The sequence below is a fragment of the Streptomyces sp. NPDC053079 genome (genome assembly GCF_044546695.1).
GTDB lineage: Bacteria > Actinomycetota > Actinomycetes > Streptomycetales > Streptomycetaceae > Streptomyces.
In genome coordinates, this window is record NZ_JBITZJ010000004.1 from 668,508 (window position 1) to 692,499 (window position 23,992).

At 72.3% G+C, this 23,992-nt stretch carries 19 protein-coding genes; 4 read left to right on the forward strand and 15 right to left on the reverse strand.

What is annotated here, in order from left to right:
• Window positions 1-287: 287 nt before the first annotated feature.
• On the reverse strand, window positions 288-2,408 hold the full coding sequence (locus ACIGXW_RS18640) for a DNA topoisomerase IV subunit B (protein ID WP_071961819.1): 2,121 nt from the start codon (window positions 2,406-2,408) through the stop codon (window positions 288-290).
• 433 nt (window positions 2,409-2,841) lie between these two features.
• On the opposite strand from ACIGXW_RS18640, the gene ACIGXW_RS18645 reads away from it, so the two are divergent.
• The gene (locus ACIGXW_RS18645) at window positions 2,842-3,072 is read left to right on the forward strand and encodes a hypothetical protein (RefSeq protein ID WP_071961820.1); all 231 of its coding nucleotides are present in this window, start codon (window positions 2,842-2,844) and stop codon (window positions 3,070-3,072) included.
• A 151-nt stretch (window positions 3,073-3,223) separates the two neighbouring features.
• Here ACIGXW_RS18645 and ACIGXW_RS18650 read toward each other — a convergent pair whose 3' ends face one another.
• The 7 genes from ACIGXW_RS18650 to ACIGXW_RS18680 all read right to left on the reverse strand — a co-directional run bounded on the left by ACIGXW_RS18650 (window position 3,224) and on the right by ACIGXW_RS18680 (window position 13,832).
• Window positions 3,224-4,159: a S1 family peptidase gene (locus tag ACIGXW_RS18650; protein WP_399573971.1), complete on the reverse strand. Its 936-nt coding sequence runs from the start codon at window positions 4,157-4,159 to the stop codon at window positions 3,224-3,226.
• Between the two features lie 146 nt (window positions 4,160-4,305).
• The gene (locus ACIGXW_RS18655) at window positions 4,306-5,859 is read right to left on the reverse strand and encodes an RNA polymerase sigma factor (protein ID WP_399573972.1); all 1,554 of its coding nucleotides are present in this window, start codon (window positions 5,857-5,859) and stop codon (window positions 4,306-4,308) included.
• Between the two features lie 384 nt (window positions 5,860-6,243).
• Window positions 6,244-7,182 (reverse strand): FCD domain-containing protein, encoded by a 939-nt coding sequence (locus ACIGXW_RS18660; protein WP_360910737.1) that lies wholly within the window; start codon window positions 7,180-7,182, stop codon window positions 6,244-6,246.
• A 175-nt stretch (window positions 7,183-7,357) separates the two neighbouring features.
• Window positions 7,358-9,154, reverse strand: coding sequence for an ATP-binding cassette domain-containing protein (locus ACIGXW_RS18665; protein WP_399573973.1), 1,797 nt, complete (start codon window positions 9,152-9,154; stop codon window positions 7,358-7,360).
• Between the two features lie 150 nt (window positions 9,155-9,304).
• Window positions 9,305-10,066 (reverse strand): NUDIX hydrolase, encoded by a 762-nt coding sequence (locus ACIGXW_RS18670; protein ID WP_071961825.1) that lies wholly within the window; start codon window positions 10,064-10,066, stop codon window positions 9,305-9,307.
• An 89-nt stretch (window positions 10,067-10,155) separates the two neighbouring features.
• Window positions 10,156-12,198 carry a glycogen debranching N-terminal domain-containing protein gene (locus tag ACIGXW_RS18675; protein ID WP_399573974.1) on the reverse strand — a complete coding sequence of 681 codons (2,043 nt, stop codon included), beginning with the start codon at window positions 12,196-12,198 and terminating at the stop codon, window positions 10,156-10,158.
• A gap of 113 nt (window positions 12,199-12,311) precedes the next feature.
• A complete protein-coding gene (locus ACIGXW_RS18680; protein ID WP_399573975.1) occupies window positions 12,312-13,832 on the reverse strand; it encodes a DUF4192 domain-containing protein in 1,521 nt (506 codons plus the stop codon).
• A gap of 157 nt (window positions 13,833-13,989) precedes the next feature.
• On the opposite strand from ACIGXW_RS18680, the gene ACIGXW_RS18685 reads away from it, so the two are divergent.
• Both ACIGXW_RS18685 and ACIGXW_RS18690 read left to right on the forward strand, forming a co-directional pair.
• The gene (locus tag ACIGXW_RS18685) at window positions 13,990-16,155 is read left to right on the forward strand and encodes a RecQ family ATP-dependent DNA helicase (protein WP_399573976.1); all 2,166 of its coding nucleotides are present in this window, start codon (window positions 13,990-13,992) and stop codon (window positions 16,153-16,155) included.
• A 218-nt stretch (window positions 16,156-16,373) separates the two neighbouring features.
• Complete coding sequence (locus ACIGXW_RS18690; RefSeq protein ID WP_399573977.1) at window positions 16,374-16,961, forward strand: hypothetical protein; 588 nt, start codon at window positions 16,374-16,376, stop codon at window positions 16,959-16,961.
• Window positions 16,962-17,022: 61 nt separating this feature from the next.
• On the opposite strand, the gene ACIGXW_RS18695 is transcribed toward ACIGXW_RS18690, so the two are convergent.
• From ACIGXW_RS18695 to abc-f, 5 genes are all read right to left on the reverse strand, one after another.
• Window positions 17,023-17,616, reverse strand: a complete 594-nt coding sequence (locus tag ACIGXW_RS18695; RefSeq protein WP_071961828.1) for a hypothetical protein — start codon at window positions 17,614-17,616, stop codon at window positions 17,023-17,025.
• Window positions 17,617-17,675: 59 nt separating this feature from the next.
• Entirely contained in the window at window positions 17,676-18,377 is a 702-nt protein-coding gene (locus ACIGXW_RS18700; protein WP_071961829.1) for a ribonuclease HII, read from the reverse strand.
• A gap of 66 nt (window positions 18,378-18,443) precedes the next feature.
• Window positions 18,444-19,337, reverse strand: coding sequence for an ADP-ribosylglycohydrolase family protein (locus ACIGXW_RS18705; RefSeq protein ID WP_399573978.1), 894 nt, complete (start codon window positions 19,335-19,337; stop codon window positions 18,444-18,446).
• A gap of 11 nt (window positions 19,338-19,348) precedes the next feature.
• A complete protein-coding gene (locus ACIGXW_RS18710) occupies window positions 19,349-20,008 on the reverse strand; it encodes a histidine phosphatase family protein (protein ID WP_071961831.1) in 660 nt (219 codons plus the stop codon).
• 10 nt (window positions 20,009-20,018) lie between these two features.
• The gene (abc-f, locus tag ACIGXW_RS18715; protein WP_399573980.1) at window positions 20,019-21,665 is read right to left on the reverse strand and encodes a ribosomal protection-like ABC-F family protein; all 1,647 of its coding nucleotides are present in this window, start codon (window positions 21,663-21,665) and stop codon (window positions 20,019-20,021) included.
• A gap of 67 nt (window positions 21,666-21,732) precedes the next feature.
• Here abc-f and ACIGXW_RS18720 point away from each other — a divergent pair, with 67 nt between their 5' ends.
• Window positions 21,733-22,398 (forward strand): TetR/AcrR family transcriptional regulator, encoded by a 666-nt coding sequence (locus ACIGXW_RS18720; RefSeq protein WP_399573981.1) that lies wholly within the window; start codon window positions 21,733-21,735, stop codon window positions 22,396-22,398.
• Between the two features lie 49 nt (window positions 22,399-22,447).
• Here the strand turns inward: ACIGXW_RS18720 and ACIGXW_RS18725 are convergent, their stop codons facing one another.
• Both ACIGXW_RS18725 and ACIGXW_RS18730 read right to left on the reverse strand, forming a co-directional pair.
• Entirely contained in the window at window positions 22,448-23,053 is a 606-nt protein-coding gene (locus tag ACIGXW_RS18725) for a YdbC family protein (RefSeq protein ID WP_071961837.1), read from the reverse strand.
• 33 nt (window positions 23,054-23,086) lie between these two features.
• Window positions 23,087-23,917, reverse strand: a complete 831-nt coding sequence (locus tag ACIGXW_RS18730; protein WP_399573982.1) for an arylamine N-acetyltransferase — start codon at window positions 23,915-23,917, stop codon at window positions 23,087-23,089.
• Window positions 23,918-23,992 lie beyond the last annotated feature (75 nt).

A 23,992-nucleotide genomic window follows, 5' to 3' on the forward strand; every position in this document is an offset into this window, starting at 1 on the left:
CTCCGTGAGAACGCGGGCGAGCCGCGAAGTTGCGTGGATGACCGACGCATCCGACGCTACGGAGTCGGTTCCCGGTCCGGATCGGAGCACGGGTGGGTTCGGGGTGGAGTCCGGGTGGAGAGCCTCTCTCCACCCGGGGGTGGACGGCTGCCGGGCCGCGGCCGGGGAATCCGGCCACGGCCCGGCAGGCGTGGATCAGACGTGGATCAGGCATGGACTCAGCCGTGGATCAGACATGGACCTCGTAGATCAGGCGTGGCCCAGGCGTGGAGCAGCCGCGGCGTCACTCAGGCATCGATGCGCGAGCGGTCGAGCGTGGCCGCGGAGTTGGTGATGAACTCCTTGCGCGGCGCCACCTCGTTGCCCATCAGGAGATCGAAGGCGCGCTCCGCCGCCTCCAGGTCGCTGATGTTGATCCGCCGCAGGGTGCGGTGGCGCGGGTCCATCGTGGTCTCCGCGAGCTGGTCGGCGTCCATCTCACCCAAACCCTTGTAGCGCTGGATGCCCTCCTTGTAGGGAACGCCCTTGCGGTCCAGCTCCAGCAGCGTCTGCCGCAGCTCGTTGTCGGAGTAGGTGTAGATGTACTTGTCCTGCCCCTTCTTGGGGCGGGTGAGCTCCACCCGGTGCAGCGGAGGCACCGCCGAGAAGACCCGGCCCTCCTCCACCATGGGCCGCATGTAGCGCTGGAAGAGCGTCAGCAGCAGGCAGCGGATGTGCGCGCCGTCCACATCGGCGTCGGCAAGGAAGATGACCTTCCCGTACCGCGCGGCGTCGATGTCGAAGGTGCGGCCGGAACCGGCTCCTATCACCTGGATGATCGCGCCGCACTCGGCGTTCTTGAGCATGTCGGAGACCGACGACTTCTGGACATTCAGGATCTTGCCGCGGATCGGGAGCAGCGCCTGGAATTCGGAGTTGCGAGCCAGCTTCGCGGTGCCGAGCGCCGAGTCGCCCTCGACGATGAACAGCTCGCTGCGCTCGACGTCGTCGCTGCGGCAGTCGGCGAGCTTGGCCGGCAGCGAGGAGGATTCCAGCGCCGTCTTCCGCCGCTGGGCCTCCTTGTGCTGGCGGGCCGCGATGCGCGTGCGGGCCGCGGCCACCACCTTCTCCAGCACGGCCCGGGCCTGCTGCTTGGCGTCGCGCTTGGTGGAGGTCAGGAAGGCCTTGAGCTCCTTCGCGACGACGTTGGCCACGATCCGGGAGGCGGCCGAGGTGCCCAGCACCTCCTTGGTCTGCCCCTCGAACTGCGGCTCCGCGAGCCGCACCGTCACGACCGCCGTGAGCCCCTCCATGGCGTCGTCCTTGACGACGTCGTCCTCGGCGACCCGCAGCAGCTTGGTCGAGCGCAGCGCCTCGTTGACGGTCTTGGCGATCGACCGCTCGAATCCGGCCACATGCGTGCCGCCCTTGGGGGTGGCGATGATGTTGACGAAGGACTTCACCGTGGCGTCGTAGCCGGTGCCCCAGCGCAGCGCGATGTCGACGCCGAGCTCGCGGGTGACCTCGGTGGGGGTCATGTGGCCGCGGTCGTCGAGGACGGGCACGGTCTCCTTGAAGGTGCCCTGGCCGCTCAGCCGCAGCACGTCGCAGACGGCCTTGTCCTGCGCGAGGTACTCGCAGAACTCGCTGATGCCGCCGTCGTAGCGGAAGGTCTCCTCGGTGCTCTCCTGGCCGTCGAGGCCGCGCTCGTCGCGGACGACGATCGTCAGGCCCGGCACGAGGAACGCCGTCTGGCGGGCACGGCCGTAGAGGTTCTCCAGGGAGAGCTTCGCGTCCTTGAGGAAGATCTGCCGGTCCGCCCAGTACCGGACGCGGGTGCCGGTGCGGGCCTTGGGGACCTTCTTGCCCTTGAGGAGGCCGTTGGCGGGGTCGAAGGGGGCGTCCGGGCCGGACTCGGTGAAGATGCCGGGGACGCCGCGGCGGAAGCTGATCGAGTGCGTCCTGCTGTTCCGGTCGACCTCGACGTCCAGCCGGGACGACAGCGCGTTGACGACGGAGGCGCCGACGCCGTGCAGACCGCCGGAGGCGGCGTACGAGCCGCCGCCGAACTTGCCGCCGGCGTGCAGCTTGGTCATCACGACCTCGACGCCGGACAGGCCGGTCTTGGGCTCGACGTCCACGGGGATGCCACGGCCGTTGTCCCGGACCTCCACCGAACCGTCCTCGTGGAGGATCACATCGATGCGGTCGCAGTAGCCGCCCAGGGCCTCGTCGACGGAGTTGTCGATGATCTCCCAGAGGCAGTGCATCAGGCCGCGGCTGTCCGTCGACCCGATGTACATGCCGGGCCGCTTGCGGACGGCTTCGAGGCCCTCGAGGACGAGCAGGTGCCGCGCGGTGTAGTTGGATCCGTCCCGGTCTGCCCCGGTCAGCAATGCGGTGGACGGCACGGACGTATCGGCGGTCACGCGGTTCGCTCCTCGCTGAATTTCTGGCTGCCCCGACTGCGGGCACATGAGTGGCTCGGTTGCCGTTCAGAGGGTACCGAGGCCTGGTAGAGCCTTTGTGCCGCCACCCTTGAGAACAACCATCCTAATCGAGATTCGATCACATGTTCGATACCCCGATGGGGTGACGTGCACATCACGTTCCCTTCGAGGCATGAACCATTTAGGCTCCGGGCACGTCCTCAAGAACAACCCGGCAAGCCGGCCGGGGAGGACGACAACCCCCAGCGACGTGAAACCGTAAGCCCACGCAATACGGCTCATTCGCCGCCAAACGTCAAGATCCGGCTCACTCGGAAGGAAGTTTCGAGGAAAAGCCACGAGCGGGAACGTTTTCGGCCTGGTTGGATGTTGACCCTGGTACGACAGCTCGTCGAGCTAGAGAAGAGGCGACGTGACTACTGTTCTGACCCCCGCGAGCCCGCTGACGGCCGCTGACCGCTGCGACCGGTGCGGCGCTCAGGCTTACCTGCGCGTCGTTCTCATGAGCGGCGGTGAACTGCTCTTCTGCGCCCACCACGGCCGCAAGTTCGAGCCAGAACTCAAGAAGATCGCCGCGGAGATACAGGACGAGACGGAGCGGTTGACCGCCGTCCCGGCGTCCGCGTCCGACGAGGACCGCTGAGTCCGCAGTGGAACGCTGACACATCGCATCCCACGACGAGCGAGGTCCCGCCATCCAGGGCTGGACAGCCGCGGGCGGCTCCCCCACCGGGGAGGCCGCCCGCTCTCGTACCTTCTTGCGATCGCAGGCCACCCCAGGGCACCGGGCGAGCTCATCCCGGCCCCCGGTGATGGGGCCTCTGCGCCGCATGCGGCTGCTGGGGCGGTGGCGCCGCGGGCGGTGAGCCCGCCGGAAGAGGTGGCTGCCGCGCCGGAGGCGCCTTCTCCGGCAGCGCGTCGCTACTGTGCGCCCGTACCAGCCCGGCCACGGCCGAGATCCGCGTATAGACCCCCGGCCGACCCGGCTGGGCACAGCCGCTCCCCCACGACACCAGCCCCACCAGACGCCCCCGTGCCACCAGCGGACCCCCGCTGTCGCCCTGACAGGCGTCCCGCCCGCCCAGCGGCAGGCCCCCGCAGAGCATCGTCGCGGGGCTGTACGTGCCCTCCGGTCCGCCCGGATAGGCCCGCCGGCACAGCGCGTCGGCCAGCACGAGCACCCGGGCGCCACGCAGCGTCTCCGAATAGGTGCCGGTGCCGGTCAGATCGCCCCAGCCGTAGACGCCGGCCGCCGTCCCCGGCTCGTACGCCGCGTCGCCCGCCGGGGCCATGGGGATCGCGCGCGCTGCCGGCACCGGCTCCGCCAGGGTGAGGACGGCCACATCCCCGGCGTTGGTCTCCGTGTCGAAATCGGGATTGACCCAGATGCCGCGGATCGGAATCTCGGCCCCTGCCCGGCTGCGAAGATCGTCCCGACCGGCGATCACCAGCAGATCCCTGGCATCCGCCACATCGACCCCGAGCACCTCACGGCTCAGACAATGCGCGGCCGTCACAACCGTCGTACGGCCCACCACGGCCCCGCCGCAGAAGTGCCCGGACCGTAGACCACCGAACCGCTCCCGGCTCGCCAGAGCCACCATCCAGGGCGCGTCGGACACCTTTACGACCTGACCCCCGACGACCCCGCGGTCCACCGCCCTCACCGGATGGCCGGAAACCGCCAGCAGCATGAAGGCCGCGGCCAGCGGGTACCTCAGGGCGCGCATACACTCTCCCGACACAGCGGAGTCGTTCGTCTACCCAGCGTCACCCCAGGAGGGCGTCCGCGCATCCGGAAGCCCGCAGGGCCCGGCCCCTCCGAAGAGGAACCGGGCCCTGCAGGATCGATGGGCGCGGTACCGCGACGCCAGGATCAGTCGAGGTAGTCGCGCAGAACCTGGGAACGCGACGGGTGACGCAGCTTCGACATGGTCTTGGACTCGATCTGACGGATCCGCTCACGCGTGACGCCGTAGACCTTGCCGATCTCGTCGAGGGTCTTGGGCTGACCGTCGGTGAGGCCGAAGCGCATGGAGACCACGCCCGCCTCGCGCTCGCTCAGCGTGTCCAGGACGGAGTGCAGCTGCTCCTGCAGAAGCGTGAAGCTGACCGCGTCGGCCGGCACGACCGCCTCGGAGTCCTCGATGAGGTCACCGAACTCGCTGTCGCCGTCCTCACCCAGGGGGGTGTGGAGGGAGATCGGCTCACGGCCGTACTTCTGGACCTCGATGACCTTCTCGGGGGTCATGTCGAGCTCCTTGGCCAGCTCCTCCGGGGTGGGCTCGCGGCCCAGGTCCTGGAGCATCTGGCGCTGGACGCGCGCGAGCTTGTTGATGACCTCGACCATGTGCACCGGGATACGGATGGTGCGGGCCTGGTCGGCCATCGCGCGCGTGATGGCCTGGCGGATCCACCACGTGGCGTACGTGGAGAACTTGTAGCCCTTGGTGTAGTCGAACTTCTCCACCGCGCGGATCAGACCGAGGTTGCCCTCCTGGATCAGGTCCAGGAACAGCATGCCGCGGCCGGTGTAGCGCTTGGCCAGGGAGACCACCAGACGGAGGTTGGCCTCCAGCAGGTGGTTCTTGGCGCGCCGGCCGTCCTCGGCGATGATCTCCAGCTCGCGCTTGAGCTTCGGGGCCAGCTTGTCGGAGTTCGCCAGCTTGTCCTCGGCGAACAGACCGGCCTCGATGCGCTTGGCGAGCTCGACCTCCTGCTCGGCGTTGAGCAGGGGGACCTTGCCGATCTGCTTCAGGTAGTCCTTGACCGGGTCGGCAGTGGCACCGGCGACCGCGACCTGCTGCGCGGGAGCGTCGTCCTCGTCCTCGTCGGACAGGACGAAGCCCTTGGTCTCGCCGCTCTCGTCCTCGTCGTCACCCTTGCCCGGGGTGGGAGTCTCTTCGAGGAGCTCGTCCTCGAGGATCTCGTCGGAGTCCTTCTTGGCGGCGGTCTTCTTGGCCGTCGTCTTCTTGGCGGTGGCCTTCTTGGCCACCGTCTTCTTGGCGACCGCCTTCTTGGCGGCGGTCTTCTTGGCGGGCGCCACGGCCTCGTCGCCCTCGGCGTCGTACGCGCCCTGGGCGGACGTGCCGGACGTCGAGGAAGCCGACTGCCGGGCCGTGACCGTCTTGGAGGAAACGGCCTTGGTGGCGGTGCGCTTCGCCGGGCTCTTCGCTGCGACGCTCTTGCGGGTGCGCTTGGGCGCCTCTGCGGCACTGACCATCAGCGTCACACCCTCCTCGTCGAGGACCTGGTTGAGGCTGCGCAGAACGTTCTTCCACTGGGTTGGCGGAATCTGGTCAGCCTCGAAGGCCCGACGCACGTCGTCGCCGGCGATCTGCCCCTCGGCCTTTCCCTGCTCGATGAGCGCCATCAGAGACTCGGATTCGGCGATCTCCGGCGGGAGCGTACGGGATGTGCTGGCCGACACGAACAACCTCTCGGAACGATGGAAACGGCTTCCGGCCCCGGCCGGCCCTGAACGGGCGACCGGTTCCGACGACCGTCGGCAAAGGATGAACCGACGGCGCGGGCGATAGTGCAGAGCAACACAGCACCTCGAACGAGGCCTGTATTCCCTCCGCAGCCACCACCTCTTTAGTCATCGCGCTGCCTCAAGGAGCGTTACGCCCAATCCTCGTGGCCCGAGTCACACCACATAACGGAGTGAATCACCACTGAAGCGGACAGATCGCCGACTCGGTCGCCGTCTGCGGCCGTGCGGAACGGCCCATCCGGCTCGCGCGTACGGCCGTACGCGCGCGCTGGACGAGCGGTCCCGCACGTACCGCCCCCGTCCGGTGCCCTTCCGCCGTCAGTGCTCGCGGGGTGCGGGCACCACGCGCTCGACCTCCGGGTGCGCGACGAGCAGTTGGCGCATCGCCGCCTCGGCCCCGGCGGCGTCGCCCGCGGCCACGGCGTCGACGATCCGCAGGTGCTGACCGACGCCCGCCTCGGAGGGGCGGTCGCAGCCGCCGGTCGAGGCGCCGGAGACGTGCAGGGCGGCGGAGACGATGCCCGAGAGGTGCTCGAGCATGCGGTTGCCCGCGACCTGCAGGAGGAGGGAGTGGAACTCGGCGTCGGCGCGGGCGAAGGTGAGGGAGTCGCCCTGGGCGAGGGCGTGCCCCATGATCTCGGCCATGTCGGCGAGCCGCTGCTGGACGTCCTCGCGGCCGTGGCCGGCGGCGAGCCGGGCGGCCAGCGGCTCGATGGTCCAGCGCAGCTCGCAGAGCTCACGGCGCTGGTCCTCGCGCTGCGGCCCGAAGGCCCGCCACTCGATGATGTCGGGGTCGAGCAGGTTCCAGTCGCTGACGGGGCGGACCCGGGTTCCGACGTTGGGGCGCGCGCTGACCAGGCCCTTGGCCTCGAGGACGCGCAGGGATTCGCGGACGACGGTGCGGGAGACCTCGAAGCGCTGTCCGATCTCCTCCGGGACCAGCGGGCGGTCTGCGCCCAGATCACCGGAGACGATCATCTGGCCCAGCTGCTGGACGAGCTGGCCGTGCAGCCCTCGGCCACGGCTGCCGGCGGCGCGGCGGCCGGCGCGGCTCAGCTCCGCCTCGCCGTCCCAGGCGGGCGAGGCGACGCGGTCGGGCCCGGGGGCCTCCGCGTAGGAGTAGCGGTCTAGCTCGCCCGGGCCGGCGAGGCCGGAGTCGGCGGGGCGAGCCGCGGTCATCATGGTGTGCGCAAGGGTACTCACGCTTCCTTTGTCGGCGACACCTCGAAGCCCCTTGAGGTCTTTGGTGAAAAGCACACGAAAGGGTGATCGCCCATTACCTCGCAATTGACGTCCAAACGGACAGAATCGGGCACCTTGCGAGAGTGGGCGATTGCGGAGCGTAATGGCGTTGGGTGTTTTTCTCCCGCCCCTTCCGACCGATTGTCACTCTGCGTTCGCTGCCGTCCGGCATGGCGCAATAGCACAGCCATCACCTCGGCCGGCCACGGAACACGGTGAGGACGTAGGCGCCGAGCAACCCCGCCAGCGCCAGGGCCAGGGCCCAGCCGATGGGCTGCGACATCAGCCGCAGGGCCGCCGAGATCCCCTGATCAAGACTTGACGGCCACTGCACCACGGCGGCCGAGCGCAGCCTCTCCGGAAGCCCGATCAGCGAACGGGCAGCCGGCCGGGAGAGCAGTCCGCCCAGGACGGGCACCACCAGCGTGGGTACCGCCAGCACCGCCACCAGCCCCAGCGCGGTGGACCGGAAGAGACCCGCGGCGAGCAGGCCCGCCCAGGCACATCCCAGCGTGAGCCCGGTCCAGCCGGCGAGCGCGGTGACCCAGCCGTCGGGGAAGAGGACGACGGACCGGCCGAAGAGGAGCCGCAGAACGGCGCCGTCGAGGGCCAGGGAGACGAGGGCCAGGAGCAGCGCGGCCGCGGCCGAGACGGCGAGCTTCGCCCCCAGCAGGCCGAGGCGGCGCGGCACGGTGCCCTGGTCGGGGGCGAGCGCCGGGTAACGGAATTCCTGGCCGAAAGCGAGCGCCCCGAGCAGCCCGGCGGCGAACGCGGCGGGGGGCAGCGGCAGCCAGACCGGCCAGCCCGTGAGCAGCCGCAGCGCCGGAGGGGCGCCGGTCCGGGCGAGCAGTACGGAGGCGACCAGCGAGGCGGCGAGCGCGGCGGCGGCCACGTTCCAGCCGGTGCGGACGCCCGTGGCCCGGCGCAGCTCGTATCGCAGCGGCCAGACGGGGCCGGGTGCGGTGAGCCGGGCGCTGAGGCCGGTGGGGACGGCGGGGACGGCGCTTTCGGGCTGCGGAGCGCTCTCGTCCGGCTCGTCGGCCTGCGGGTCCGCGGCGTCGGTGCGACGGCCGTCGGCCCGCTCCAGGGGGGTTACGGGGCCGGTGTCGCCGGTCTCCTCGGTCAGGCGGTGCACGAGGATGCCGTGCCGGTAGGCGGTCTCGCCGACGGCCGCGCAGCTGCTGCCGTAGACGGAGATGCGGCTGCCGCCTTCGTGCACGACCTCGACGGGAGGGCCGCCCGTCACTTCGCCGGCCTTGTCGGCCTCCGCGGCGAGGACGTGGGCGAGACGGTTCGCCAGCGGCGACCGGACGGCGACGCGGGGCCGCAGCCGGCAGCCGGCGAAGGCGGCGGCCTCCTGGTCGGCGATCAGACGACCCTCGTCGATGGTGACCACCCGGTCGCCGATGCGGCCCGCCTCCTTGGCGTCACGGGAGGTGACGAGTACGGCGCCGCCCTGGGCCGCGTAGCCGCGCAGCAGCCCGTGGAGCCACGCGGTCTCGCGCGGGGAGAGCCCCTCGGCGGGGTCGTCGAGTACGAGCGTGTGGGGGTCGCCGAGGAGGGCGGAGGCAAGGCCGAGGCGGCGGTCCATGCCGAGCGAGAAGTCGCCGAGGCGCTGGTCCGCGAGGCCGCTGAGCCCGACGACCTCGAGGACGTCGTCGGCGCGCTCGACGGGGACCCCTGCGGCCGCGCTGAGCATGCGCAGGTGGCCCCGGGCGGTGCGGGAGGGATGACCGGGGACGTCGCCGAGCAGGACGCCGATCTCGCGGGTCGGGTGGGGGATCCGGTCCAGGGTGCGACCGCGGAAGAGGGCGACGCCGCGACCGGGGTCGAGGCGCAGCATGAGGCGCAGGGCGGTGGTCTTGCCCGCTCCGGGCTCGCCGAGCAGGACGGTGACGCGCCCGGGGCGGGCCTCGAAGGTGAGGTCGTCGACGACGGGAGGCTGTTGGCGGCGGGGAACGCTGGTCAGTCCGATGGCCTGAATCATGGCTTCACTCGCGGGACGACGGGACCGTACCGCAGCACCGTAACCCGATATGTCCTATTTGCTACGCAACGCAGGCATCTTCAGACACGCGTGTCACATCCGTGCGGGTGCGACGCCCCAGGGCCCGCGACTGCGGCCGCCCGGCCCGGGCTAGGCCTCGGGCCGGAGCATCGGGGGGTTGAGCAGGGTGGCACCGCCCGCGCTGAAGAGCTGCGCCGGGCGCCCTCCCTGGCGTGTCGTCGTCCCGCCCGTCGGCACCAGGAAGCCGGGGGTGCCGGTGACCTTGCGGTGGAAGTTGCGGGGGTCCAGGGCCACACCCCACACCGCTTCGTAGACCCGGCGCAGCTCCCCGACGGTGAACTCCTGGGGGCAGAAGGCGGTGGCCAGCGAGGAGTACTCGATCTTCGAACGGGCGCGCTCGACGCCGTCCGCGAGGATGCGGGCGTGGTCGAAGGCCAACGGCGCGGCCTGTTCGTCCTCGCGGCCGTAGCCGACCTCCTGGTCCAGCAGGTCCTCCACCGGCGCCCAGCGCACGCTGCGCGCGTCGCCACCGGGGCGCGGGGCGGGCAGGTCGGGCGCGAGCGCGAGGTGCGCGACGCTCACCACCCGCATGCGCGGGTCGCGCTTGGGGTCGCCGTAGGTGGCGAGCTGCTCGAGGTGCGCGGCGTTGGCGATCGCCGGCCCCGCCGGGTCGTGGGCGTGCAGCCCCGTCTCCTCGGCCAGCTCGCGCGCGGCCGCCGTCGCCAGGTCCTCGTCACCCCGCACGAACCCGCCGGGCAGCGCCCAGCGGCCCTGGAACGGGGGCTCGCCACGCCGCACGGCCAGCGCGCACAGCGCGTGCCGCCGCACGGTGAGCACGACCAGGTCGACGGTGACTGCGAAGGGCGGGTAAGCCGACGGGTCGTAAGGCATGACGCGATCATAGTCGTCTTCCTGACGATAAACAGGCTCTTGACCATTGCCCGCCAGGGGGCCGTCGGACAACCTGACACGCATGACGTTCACGCCCCCAACTGCAGGCCATCGGCGGCCTCCTCGACCATGCCCAGTCCGAGCCGGCTGATCCTCACGGCGAACGGCTGCTCGGCGACGCGGAGCCCCGTGAACCGCAGCTCGCCCAGCGGTGCGGTGCGCGGCGGCCGGACGGCCACACTGCCTGCCGGAACATCGGGGCGCACCCCGGCGAGCGAGGCCAGCAACTGGACCGCGCCTGCCGCCGCGACGGCCGCGGGCCGGCAGGCCGCGGGATGCGGCAGGGGCGCGCTGCCGGTGATGCGCTGCTCCCCCGCGTACATCTCCGGCAGCCGATAGCCGAAGGCCTCGGCCGCGTCCAACGCCCCGCGCAATAGGCCGCCCGCTTCCTTCTCATAACCGGCCGCCACGAGCCCGGCCACGGCGACGGCCGTCTCATGGACGCGCACGGCCCCACTGCGGTGGCCGAACGGGTTGTGCCCCGGCTCCTTGGCCCCCAGGCTGCGCAGCCCCCAGCCGGAATCGAGGGCGGGGCCACCCAGGAGCCGGGCCACCTGCTCGGTCTGCACCCTGTCCAGCAGTCCAGCGGCGTACGCGCCGCCGCCGAGCAGGCCCGTGTCGAGCAGATGAGCGGCGGCGCTGCCGAGGTGAGGTATCCGCCGCCCGTCGGGGGTGCGTGCCGCCACGGGCCGGCCGCCGCCGAGGTCGTCGGTCCAGAAGTCCTCCTGGAAGCGGCGCCGCAGACCGGCCGCCCACTCCCGCAGCCCGGCCGCGCCGGGGCGGCCGTAGGACTCGAGCAGGTCGGCGCCGAGCAGGGCGGCCCGGTGCGCGTGCGCCTGGACCTCACAGCGGTAGGGGCCTCCCGGCGCCGGGTCCGGGAGGTACACCCCGTCCCGGACGGACGCCAGCAGCCACTCCAGGCACCCCTCGGCCGCGGGCAGCAGCCCCTCCGTCTCCTGGTCGGCCAGGCCCCAGCGCCTGGCCTCCGCGAGGACGACGGGGAACAGCAGCGTCGCCTCGACGCCCGTGCAACCGGGCGGCAGGTGGGCCCCCGAGTGCCGCAGCGCGCCGGGAATGCGGCCGCGGTCGGGCCCCGGCCCGGGCAGTTGCATACGAGCCAGGGTGCGGAGCGTGCCCGCGGCCAGGCGGACCCCCAGGGGCAGCGTCATGCGGGCGGCCCACAGCGCCTCGGCGGGGGCGAGTTGACCGCAGCGCCAGGGAATGCCGGCGGCGAGATGGACGTCGCCCGGATGCCCGGGGTCGCGTACGAGCAGGGCCCGGAGGTCGGCGAGGCTCGCCGCCAGCAGTGCGGCCGCCCGTGTGTCGTCCCCGTCGGCCTCCGCGTCGCCCCAGGGAGGCGGTGCCCCGCCCCGGCTGGCGGCGACGGGCTCGGGCGTGCGGGGCCTGCCCGGCAGTTCAGGCCGGACCCGTAGTTCGATGTTCCGGCTGCCGCCGGGGGGCAGCTGTATCTCCCAGCACAGCAGCCCGGCCGAGGCGAGTACGTCCCCCGGCTGGGGGTCGGCCGTGACCACCGCGTGCAGGCCGGGCGCCGACCAACGCAGCCCGGAGGCGTGCACGGCGGCCGGGATCTCGGGGCCGGCGCGTCCGGCGGCGATCGCGCCCAGCTCGGCGAGGTCGGTGCCCAGGGACACCTCGACCACCAGCCGCAGCTCCTGCACGGCCGCGCTGCGCACGGTGATCCGCTCGATGCCCTCGGCGTCCCGCACCCGCTCGACGGTCACGGCCGGGTCGGGCCCCGCCTCGGCGGGAGTCCGCACCGTGCCGACGAAGCGGGCCCGGTCCGCGGTGAGCATGCGCCCCTGGACGGGGACCGGCTCGGCGCCGGCGACCTTCACCCGGCACCTCGCCAGCAGGCGGCGCCCACCCCTGTAGAAGCCTTCGAGTCCGTCGCCGGTGAGCTGCCCGTGCTCCCCGGAGATGGCGAACGCGGGCAGGGCGACGCAGATCAGCGCCTGATGAACGGGTTGCGGTGCGGGGGCCCGTCCGGCCGGGGGGCGCCGTTGCTCGGGTGGGCGGTGGATCGAAGGGCCGTTGGGGGCAATGCCTTGCACGTGTCTGCGCTCCCTTGGGCGTCACGGACCTGGACGACCGACAACGAGTGCGGGCCACTCAGGTGAACGGCGGCGGACCCGCCGAGGTCACGGGGGCCCGCCCGTGGCGAACCTCACTGCCGACCCCGCACCCCCCGTTGCCCCGCGCGCCGCCGCGTGCGCGCCTTCCCCGCCGGTCCGTTCGCACTGGCCGCCCCGTCCGGGCGGCTCTTCCCGTTCGCACCTCCGGGGCCGACGGGGCTGGTTCCGCGTCGGCGCGACCCGCCCGCCGGGGTGGCGGCCTGGGCGGTGGCCCGGGCGGTGGCCTGGCCTGTAGCCACGTTGTCCGTCGCCTGCGTGTCACCAGGCGCTTCCGCCTCCGCCGCCACCTCCAGTACGTCGTTCTCCGGCGCATCGACGGAAGCCGTCGGCACCGAGGCTCCGGGCCGGTCGGCTCCGGCGCCGACGGCCCGGTGGTTCACTACGCGGTCAGCGCGTTCACGGCGCAGACAGCGGCGCAGGAGCTCGGGGTCCATGCCGTCGTTGCACGCACGGTGCAGCAGTTGGGCGAACAGATACTCGGGGTCGGCGCTCAGGGCCCGGCTGAGGGCGACCCGGGCCTCGGGGTGATCACCGGTCGACCAGGCGACCCAGCCGGCGAGGGTGAGGGGTGCCGCCGCGTGTTCGACGTACGGCCCCACACAGCGGCGGGCCAGGGCGCGCCAGACGCGCAGCGCCGCCGGGGCCTTCGGTCCTTCCATCCACTCCGCGGCGCGGTCGCGCGTGGTGCGGTCCTGGAGGCCGAGGACGATGGCCGCCGCCTCGTCGGACGCCAGCAGGTCGTCGTCCCTCGCGTCGGCCTCCGGCCGGGACGCGGCGGGCGGGGCGTCGTGGAACCGCTCCATGACCAGGCGCGCGAGATCCAGGGTCTCGTGGCGGACCGTCTCGCAGTCCGTTCCCCTGAGGATGCGCGGGATGAGATCCGCGGCGGCCGCGTCCAGCGCCGATTCCTGTTCCTCGGCCCGCCGGCCGGCGAGCGGAGCGTAGCGGGACTCCATCTCGCGTAGTGTTCCGCGCACCTGGATGCCGGCGTAGGCGGCTGCCGCGGCCATCACCGAGGTGCCGGGCACGGCCAGGGGGGTGCCTTCCGGGGGACAGCAGCGCTCGTCGGGGCAGCAGTAGGACCAGAACCTGCCGCCGGAGATGCACAGCGCCTCGTACACCGGCACGTCCAGCCCGCCGCACGCCAGGCGCAGGCTCTGGGCGAGCGGGCGGAGCCGCTCCATCACCTGTCGTGCGCTCTCCTCTTCCTTCGCAGGGTCCTGGCACAGGAACAGGACGATGCCGTCGGGCCGGGAGCCCCGCTTACCGCAGCCCGCGACGAGGGTTTCGGCGAGCTGGTCGCTGACATCGCTCCACTCCTCTTCGTTGTCCGGAATCCCGAGCCTGAGCCGGCCTCCGAAGCGTCCGCGCTCGCCGTGCAGGGCCAGCATGACGACCGAGTCAGTTGGATGAAACCCCATCAAGTAGGGCAGGGCATCGGCGAGTTCGGCTGGGCTGCGGAGGGTGATCTGGGTCTCCGTCCGGGATTCCCACGCGGGCGTCGAGGCGGCGGACGAGGCGGATGTGCGGGCGGATTCGTTGTGCTGCGTCATGGCCCGAGAGTCCCGCGGCCCCGGGCGAGCCCGCCAGCCCTGTGGATAACTCCAGGCATCTTGTCGTACTAACTCTGTGGATAACCGCCTGCCCGGGTTTTCCACAGGTCCGGCGGCCCATTCGCGCTTTGTCAGTGCCCTCGTGTTGCATGGGGCCATGACCAACGAAGCCCTCCGCACCTCGGCGGACACCGTTCTCGCCCGCCTCGTCGGAGACACCACGGGCACGGCGAGACTGCGCGAGGACCAGTGGCGCGCGATCGAGGCGCTCGTCGCCGACCGCCGCCGCGCGCTGGTCGTGCAGCGCACCGGCTGGGGCAAGTCCGCGGTGTACTTCGTCGCGACCGCGCTGCTACGCGAGCGCGGCGCCGGCCCGACGGTGATCGTTTCCCCGCTGCTCGCGCTCATGCGGAACCAGGTGGACGCGGCCGCCCGGGCGGGCATCCACGCCCGCACGATCAACTCCTCCAACACCGAGGAGTGGGAGACCGTGCAGGCCGAGGTGGCGGCGGGCGAGGTCGACGTGCTGCTGGTGAGCCCCGAGCGGCTCAACAATCCCGACTTCCGCGATCAGGTGCTGCCCAAGCTCGCCGCCGCCACCGGCCTGCTGGTCGTCGACGAGGCCCACTGCATCTCCGACTGGGGCCACGACTTCCGCCCGGACTACCGCCGGCTGCGCACCATGCTGGCCGACCTGCCGCCGGGCGTGCCCGTGCTCGCGACCACCGCCACGGCCAACGCCCGTGTCACCGCCGACGTCGCCGAACAGCTGGGCACGGGCGAGGGCGCGGAAGAGGCGCTCGTCCTGCGCGGCCCGCTGGACCGGGAGAGCCTGAGCCTGAGCGTGCTGAGCCTGCCGGACGCCGCCCACCGGCTGGCCTGGCTCGCCGACCACCTCGACGACCTGCCGGGCTCCGGGATCATCTACACCCTGACCGTCGCGGCGGCCGAGGAGGTGACGGCCTTCCTTCGCCGACGCGGGCACACCGTGGCGTCGTACACGGGCAAGACGGAGAACGCCGACCGGCAGCAGGCGGAGGAGGACCTGCTCGCCAACCGGGTCAAGGCGCTCGTGGCCACCTCCGCGCTGGGCATGGGCTTCGACAAGCCGGACCTCGGCTTCGTGGTCCACCTGGGCTCGCCCTCCTCCCCCATCGCCTACTACCAGCAGGTGGGCCGCGCCGGCCGTGGCGTGCAGCACGCCGAGGTGCTGCTGCTGCCGGGCCGCGAGGACGAGGCGATCTGGAAGTACTTCGCCTCGCTGGCCTTCCCTCCCGAGGAGCAGGTCCGCCGCACGCTGGACGTACTGGCCGCCGCCGGGCGCCCGGTGTCGCTGCCCGCTCTGGAGCCCCAGGTGGACCTTCGACGCTCCCGGCTGGAGACCATGCTCAAGGTCCTCGACGTGGACGGAGCCGTCCACCGGGTGCGCGGGGGCTGGACCTCGACGGGCGAGCCATGGGTGTACGACGCCGAGCGGTACGCATGGGTCGCGCGCCAGCGCGAGGCGGAGCAGCAGGCGATGCGCGAGTACGCCACGACCACGCAGTGCCGGATGGAGTTCCTGCGCCGCCAGCTGGACGACGAGCAGGCCGCCCCGTGCGGACGGTGCGACAACTGCGCCGCTCCCCGGTTCACCGCGGATGTCTCCTCCGGGGCGCTGGACGCCTCCCGGGGCGAGCTGGGCCGCCCCGGAGTGGAGGTGGAGCCACGACGGATGTGGCCGACGGGCATGCCCGCGGTCGGCGTGGACCTCAAGGGCCGCATCCCGGCGGGCGAGCAGGCCTCTCCCGGCCGGGCGCTCGGGCGGCTCTCCGACATCGGCTGGGGCAACCGGCTGCGTCCCCTCCTCGCCCCGCAGGCTCCGGACGCCGAGATTCCGGACGATGTGGCCGACGCCGTGGTCACCGTTCTGGCCGACTGGGCCCGGGGCCCCGGCGGTTGGGCATCGGGGGCACCGGACGCTCCCGCCCGGCCGGTGGGCGTCGTCACCGTCGCCTCCCGCACCCGGCCGCGCCTGATCGGCTCCCTGGGCGAGCGCATCGCCCGGATCGGCCGCATGCCGCTCCTCGGCACGGTCGAGTACGGGCACGGGGAAGTGGACACGCGGGTGCCGCGTACCAACAGCGCACAGCGTCTGCGGGCATTGGACGGAGCGCTGACCGTCCCTCCGGCCCTCGCCGAGGCGCTGGCCTCGGCCGGTGGTCCGGTGCTGCTCGTGGACGACCTGGCGGATACGGGCTGGACGCTCGCCGTGGCCGCACGGCTGCTGCGGCGATCCGGGGCGAAGGAGGTGTTTCCGCTGGTCCTGGCCGTTCAGGGGTGAGCGCGGAGGGGCAGGAGAGGCGAAGGGGAATTTCGTCGGCGGACCGCCAGATACCGGTCAGTGGCGCCAATTGATCGTTGCCGCACGGCCGGTGGGACCGCGAGAATTGGACCGACTCCCCACTCCCGCCCGTCGGCGGCCTGCCGGGACCGCCGTCGCGGCGTGCCGCCCTGCCGGCATCCCGCCCGACCAGCGGGCGTGCAGACGAAGGGAGAATCATGGCCTTCGGCACCGCCTCGCCGCCGTCCGCCGACTCCGTCACCCGTCTGGGCAGGCTGCTCGAGCCCGCTGAGTGGGTCGCGTCCGGCGTCCCCCTGCTGCGCAGTCCGCGCGAGGTCGTCAGGGGGCTGTACGCCAGGCACCGGCCGGCTCCGTCCACGGCAGTCGCCGCCGTCTTCCATCCGGACGACCGGCTGGCGGCAAGCGCCTCCTTCACCCGGCCGGCCATGCGGACGAGCGCCACCGACGGCTGGGAGCTGCGCAACGCACTGCTCTCGCAGCTCCGTCTGGTGATCCCGCACGACCTGCGCAGACGCACCCCGGCCCGTACGGCCGTACTGCTCTACTGCCGCGAGGGCGAAGCCCATTGGACCGAGGAGGACGGCGCCTGGATGTGGGCGCTGCGGGACGCCTGCACGCTGCACGGGCTGCGCTGCGGCGCCTACATCACGCTCACCGCGGCCGGCTGGCACATCCTGGGCGAGGGGCGCAGCGGGCGCTATCCCCGCTCCTCCGCCCATCCGGCCGCGCCGATCGGCTTCGGCGGCGGGGCACCCGAAGCACACCGCCACACGGCCGCCCGGTGACACGGGAGGACACGGCGGCCGACACGCTCCCTCAGGAGCGGACGGCCACCGCGATCACCCGTCAGGCGCTCGTGGACAGAAGGGCGTTGACGCGCTGCGGATCGCCGCAGACGATCAGCAGCGCACCCGCGCGGGCCATGGCCGCGGGAAGCGCACCGGCCACCGCCGCGTCCGAACCGCCGTTGACGGCGACGACCACGACGGGGCGGGTCGAGATCCGGTCGGCGTCGGCGGCCGCGTAGAAGACGTCCTCCGCGGCATCGTGCTGCGCCCAGTAGGACGCCTCGCCGAAGGACAGCTCGTGCGCGGCCCACGGGTGCGCCTCACCTGTGGTGAGGACCAGCACCTCGCCGGGCGCCCGGCCGGTGTCGAGCAGCAGGTCGACGGCCTCGTCCGCGGCGTCCAGGGCACCCTGCGCCGAGGCGGGGATCAGCTGGATCTGCGGTGTGGCCGCCTGCGCGCCCGCCTCCGCGGCACGCGGGGCGCGCGGGGAGGGAACGGGTCCGCTGCGCGGGCCGGGGCTGCCGGACCGCGTCGGAGCCGGGCGGGGACCAGGGACAGGGCGGGGGGTCATCGCGGGGCGGCCGGCGGCCGGAACTGCGCGGGGACCCGGGACACTCTCGTGAATCTGAGGCTCCTCGGGGATGAGAGGCATGAAATGATGTTTATCAAACGCCGGTGCGAGTCGCGTCGGCGGGTGGCGTTTTGGGCCGCTCAGAAGTCGAAGCCGAGCTGGCCTCCGGCCTCCAATGCCACGTTTTCCGGGGCGATACGGGCCCGCTTGAGGTGCTGCCACTTGGGCAGCGCGTCCAGGTAGGACCAGGACAGCCGGTGGTGCGGGGTCGGGCCCAGCTCTTCCAGGGCGGCGCGGTGCACCGGCGAGGGGTATCCGGCGTTGTCGCAGAACCCGAAGTCGGTGTGGCTCGCGCCCAGTTCGGCCATCATCGTGTCGCGCCGCACCTTGGCGATCACGGAGGCCGCCGCCACGGCCACACAGGACTGGTCGCCCTTGATGACCGTACGGACCTTCCACGGGTCGCCGAGGTAGTCGTGCTTGCCGTCGAGGATCACCGCGTCCGGCCGCACGGGCAACGCCTCCAGGGCGCGCGTCGCGGCCAGCCGCAGGGCCGCCGTCATGCCCAGCTCGTCGATCTCCTGCGGGGAGGAGTGGCCCAGGGCGTAGGCCGTGACCCACGTCTCCAGGGTCTCGGCGAGCGCGGTGCGCCGCTTGAGCGTCAGCAGCTTGGAGTCCGTGAGGCCCTCGGGCGGACGGCGCAGGCCGGTGATGGCCGCGCACACGGTGACGGGTCCGGCCCAGGCGCCCCGGCCGACCTCGTCCACACCAGCGACGATCTTTGCTCCGGTCGTCGCTCGGAGCGAGCGCTCGACGCTGTGGGTAGGCGGTTGGTAGGGCATGGCGCCTGTAAGGTTACGCCCCCGCGCCCGGCGTGTCCCGCCCCGCCCCCACTCCTCGCCCTGCGCTCAGCGCGCGGCCCGCGGCAGCCAGTCGGGGAGCGCCTCGGTGTGCCGCAGCCAGTCCGCCGGCGGAGCGCCTCGTTCCGCTGCGGCGACCACGCCGCCCGCGATGGCGGAGGTGGTGTCCACATCGCCGCCGGCCTGCGCCGTCGTCCAGAACGCCTCCTCGAACGAGTCGAGATGGCGGGCCGCCGCCCACAGCGCGAACGGCACGGTGTCATGCGCGCTGGTACGGCGGCCGCAGCCCAGGACGGCGGCGACGGTGGTCGCGTCGCCGTAGTCGAGCATGTCGCGGGCGCGGCGCAGCCCCGCCTGGACCGCGCTGCGCGGCACGAGTGCGATCACGCCGTCCAGCAGGGCCTCGGGGGTGACGGAGCCGGCCGGGCCGGCGGCGATGGCGGAAGCGGCGGCCACGGCCATGCTGCCGGCCACCGCTTCGCGGTGCTGGTGGGTGGTGTAGGCCGAGATCTCCGCCTGGTGGGTCGCCTGCTCGGGGTCGTCGGCGTACCAGGCGCCGAGCGGGGCGATGCGCATGGCGGCGCCGTTGCCCCAGGAGCCCTGGCCCTTGAACAGGGCGGCGGCCAGCTCCCGCCAGTCGCCGCCTTCCCTGACCAGGCGCAGCATGCGGTTGACCGCCGGGCCGTAGCCGCGGTCGAAGTCGTGGTGCTCGGCGAAGGACTGTGCGAGGGCGTCCTGGTCGATGCGGCCGTGCCGGGCGAGGACGGCCAGCACGGAGCAGGCCATCTCGGTGTCGTCGGTCCATTGCCAGGGCGCGGGCGGCAGCTCGCGGCGCTTGAGCGACGGATAGTTGGCGGGGACGAAGAACTGGGAGCCGAGGGCGTCGCCCACGGCCAGCCCTCGCAGGCTCGCCAGGGCTCGGGGGAATCGGTCAGCTGTCATCGCTGCGAACTCTAACCGGTGAAGCCATACGATTCGGGGGTGCACCAGCGGTCGAACGGCCGGTCCAGGTGATACCTGCCGTCCGGTCCGAGCAGCAGCATGCGCGTCTCGCCGTTGCCGGGATTCGACAGGCATTCGAACTCGGCGACGGTCCAGTGCAGCCACCTCATACAGAACAGCCGCATGGTCAGGCCATGGGTGACGAGCAGGACGTTCGGCGGGTGGCCGGGGTCCTCGAAGCTGCGCCACAGGCTCTCCAGGAAGGAGCCGACCCGGTCGTAGACGTCGGCGCCCGACTCGCCCTGCGCGAAGCGGTAGAAGAAGTGGCCGTAGGCGTCCCGGTAGGCCTTCTGGCGGCGCACGTCCTCCCGCTCCTGCCAGTTTCCCCAGTCCTGCTCCCTCAGGCGCGGCTCCTCCCGGACGCGGACCCGGCTCGGGTCGAGGCCGAGGGCATGGAAGGTCTGATGGGTGCGCCGGTACGGCGAGACGTAAGCGGAGACGTATTCCTCCCCGAACACCTCCCGCAGCCGCAGGCCGGCGGCCTCGGCCTGCTTGCGGCCGGTCGTCGTCAGCGACAGGGCGTGGTCGGGCTCGCGTTCGTAGACGGTGTCGTCGACATTGCCTTCGGACTCTCCGTGCCGGAGGAGGACTATGCGCCGGGGCCGTGCCATGCCGTCAACCCTAGTTCGAGCCGTCGGCGGCCGCCTCGTGGCCCCGGGTGAGCAGCGCCCGGCCGGCGCGTATTTCGCACCGGTGGCCGGTGAAGCGACGGTGCAGCGCCCGGTCGTGGGAGACGATCACCAGGGCCCCGGCCCACGCGTCCAAGGCCTGCTCGAGCTGCTCGACCAGGCCGAGGGCGAGGTGATTTGCGGGCTCGTCGAGCAGCAGCAGGTCGGCGGGGCGGGCCAGCAGCCGGGCGAGGGCGAGGCGGCGGCGCTGTCCGGCCGAGAGCGACCCGACGGGCACGTGAAGATCGCGTTCCCGGAAGAGTCCGTAGGACAACAGGAGGGCCTCCTGCTCTTCATCCGTCCCCGGCAGCCCCCGGCGGAAGGCCTCCAGCAGCCGCTCGGCCGGTCGGCTCACGGGAATCTCCTGGGCGAGGTAGCCGATACGGCCGCTTCTGTGGACCGTGCCGGTGTCGGGCCGGGCGACCCCCGCCATCAGGCGCAGCAGCGTCGACTTCCCGGCGCCGTTGGCCCCGCGCACCAGCAGCCGCTCCCCTGCCCGTACCTCCAGGGCGTCGACGGCGAGGCGGTCGCCCACCCGTACGTTCTCGAGCGTCACCAGGGCCCCTCCTGCGGTTCCCACGGCCGGCCGGGCGGCGAAACGCAGCGGTTCCGGCGGGCGGGGCACGGGGGCCTCCTCCAGCCTGCGAAGCCGTTCCCGGGCATTGCGCACGCGGCTGGAGACCGAGGACTGCACACGCCCCTTGTCCCGGTCGTAGGCCATCTTGTTGCCGTCCTTGATGGCACGTCCCTGGGCCACGGCGCGGGCGGTGGTCCGGGCGGTCTCGGTGAGCGCCTCGGTCTCCGCACACCAGCGTTCGTATGCCTCTTCCCACCGTCGGCGGGCCGCCGTGCGCTCCGCGAGGTAGCCGGCGTAGCCGCCGCCGTAGCGGACCAGGGTCCGCCGGTCGGCGTCGACCTCGACCACGGCGGTGGCGACGCGCTCGAGGAAGACCCGGTCGTGGGAGATGGCCACCACCGTGCCGCGATGGGCGCGCAGGGCGTCCTCCAGCCAGGCCAGGGCCGCGCCGTCCAGATGGTTGGTGGGTTCGTCCAGCAGCATGACCTCGGGTGCGGCGGCGAGGGTGCAGGCCAGGCCGAGCCGGGCCTGTTCGCCGCCCGAGAGGGTGCCCAGGCGGCGGTCCCGGTCGAGATGGCCGACGCCCAGGCCGTGCAGGGCCTTGTCGACCCGTGCGTCGGCTTCGTAACCGCCGCGGGCTTCGAAGGCGGTGAGCAGGTCCCCGTATTCCTCGAGCGTGCCGGGTCCGGCCGTGGCCAGGGTGGTCTCCAGCTCGCGCAGGCGACCCTCCATGGTGCGCAGTTCGGCGAGGGCGGCGTCGACCGCCTGTGCGACCGTGCCGTCCGGGGGCAGGTCGGGCGTCTGGTCGAGGTATCCGATGCCGCCGTCGGCCGAGGCCACCACCGTGCCGTCATCGGGCCGCTCCGCTTTGGCCAGGAGCTTCAGCAGAGTGGACTTTCCGGCGCCGTTCTCCCCGACGACACCGACTCTTTCGCCCGCCCGCACCGAGAGGGACACGCCGTCGAGGAGCAGACGGTCGCCACGGGAGAGGGACACCTCGCGCAGAGAGAGCTGGGTAGGCATGGAGGGACCTCCGAAAACGGGCAGGCGACCATAAGGCAAACGCAACCGGTGTTGCGTTACGCTCAGCATGACAGAGCCCACCCTCTTAACGCAACGGGAGTTGCAGTTGCCTTCGGAGACCCCCTCCCCCAGCACCCCGGGCACCGTGCGCCCCGGCGGCCGCACCGCCCGCACCCGTGCCGCCGTGCGCGACGCCGTCCTCACCGGACTGGCGGAGCACGGTTACCCCGGGCTGAGCGTCGAGTACGTCGCCGAGCACTCCGGCGTTCACAAGACCACGCTGTACCGCCGCTGGGGCAGCGTCGAAGGGCTGGTGGCGGACGCCCTCGATCTGGCGGGCGAGGACAGCTGGACCCCTCCGGACACCGGCTCCCTGCGAGGAGACCTGCTGGCCCTGGCCCGTGAGGTCGTCGACACCTTCGGCGACCCGGCGGTCGCGGCCGCCCCCACCGCCTTCATCAGCGCGGCCTTCCAGTCCGAACGCGCCTCGGAGGCGCTGCGCCGCTTCTACGCCGAGCGCTTCGGGCGCTGCGCGCCGATGGTCGAGCGGGCCGTCGAGCGCGGCGAGGCCCCGCCCGGTACCGATGCGGGCGCGGTCGCGCGGGCGGTGTCCGCGCCGTTGTTCTTCCGGCTGTTCATCACCCGCGAACCCCTCGACGCGGCTGTGGCGGAGCAGGCAGCCGACAGCGTGCTCGCCGGGGTCCGGGCGGGGGTCTACGCCCCGGCGGCCTGACGGCGGACGGCATCCCTGACGCCGGCCCGGGAACGCCCCGGGCCGGTCGTCACACCGTCCACGCCTGCTCTATCTCCACGACGTCGCCTGTGATGGCCGCGACGTCGGCCTCGGTCTGCGCCCGAAGACCGAGCCGCTCCACCCGGTCCGCACGGTATTTCCCGTGCTCGGCCTCGGAGTTCCACATCGACAGCACGAGGAACTCCTGGCCGGGCGCTTCGCCGAAGACGCCGCGCAGCATTCCGGGCGAGCCGGCCATCGCCGGATTCCACACCTTCTCCTGCATGAGCGTGAAGTGCTCGACCCGGTTCTCACGGACCCGGCAGTGGGCGAAGCGCACGACGTCCGCATCCGTGAACTGCGGCCGGAATCCGACCTTCACATCGAAGCGGTGCTCGAAGAGCCGCACCTGGGTGTTCCTGAACGTGCCGACCTGCGAGGCCGCCAGCCGGTCGTGCGAGCGCGCCATGAAGGAGTCGTAGAACGCCCGGCTCTCCCAGAAGCCGAAGAGGTGCACCACATCGGGGCGCGCCCGGCTCCAGCCTCCCCCCTGTCCCCGGAACCCGGGCTCGCCGAGCAACCCCGCCCACTTCCGCTGCCCCCGCTCGAACCCGCGGCGGTCCACCACGGTGCAGCGAATCCACTTGACCAGCACCGAGCCATCGTACGGCTCAGGCAGTGGCCCCGGTCACGTACCGGAGGAGTACACGCGGGCGAGCGTCGAGGAATCCGCGGCGTCCAGTTCGATCCGGAACTCGCTCCGCAGCACCTCGGCCAACTCCTCCACCGGGACCACCCGTTGTTCCATCGAGCCGTCGGGATGTGCGGTCGCGAGCGTCGAGCCCACGAACATCCGCCGTAGGCCCGGCTCCGTCTGCTGGATGATCGGCCGGGAGACGAACGGCGAGCGGGGATGCGTCGAGGTGTAGTGGTTCATCAGGACGTAGTCGATCGGAAAACGGTCCTCCGGACCGACGGCGTAAAGGTCGCGCCAGCCGTCCGACCGGAGCGTGCGCAGAACGTAGACGTCCTTCTCTTCACGCCCGATTCCAAACCGCCACTTTCCCTGCCCGGCTTCCGCCCCGTCCCTCAGGGGCAGCGGTTCCAGCAGGCCCTCGCCGCCGAACCCGACGTCGCACAGCCACTGCTCACCGTCGGCCTCCACCTTCAAGGCCATGTGAGTGACCGGACGCAGAGTCTCGCTGCCCGAACGCACCCGCGCGCCGAGCCCCGAGAAGGTGAACCCGATGCGTTCGAGAGCGGCGGCCAGCAGGGAGTTCTGTTCGTAGCAGTAGCCGCCGCGCTTCTGCGCCACCATCTTGTCCTGCAGCGCCTTGACGTCCAGCAGCACCGGACGGCCCAGGATCACCTCGAGATTCTCGAAGGGAATCGCCGCCACATGTCTGCGGTGCAGCGCCCGCAGTGTCTCCAGGTCCGGCCGGAGGGGCCCCTCCCAGCCGATCCGAGCCAGATAGGCATCGAGGTCCAATTCCTCACCGCACCATATGGAATTACTCATTCCCTACCACCGCCTTTCAGTTGATCACTGCACCAGTATTCACACAGGGGCAGGACCCGGATACGCCGATGGGGG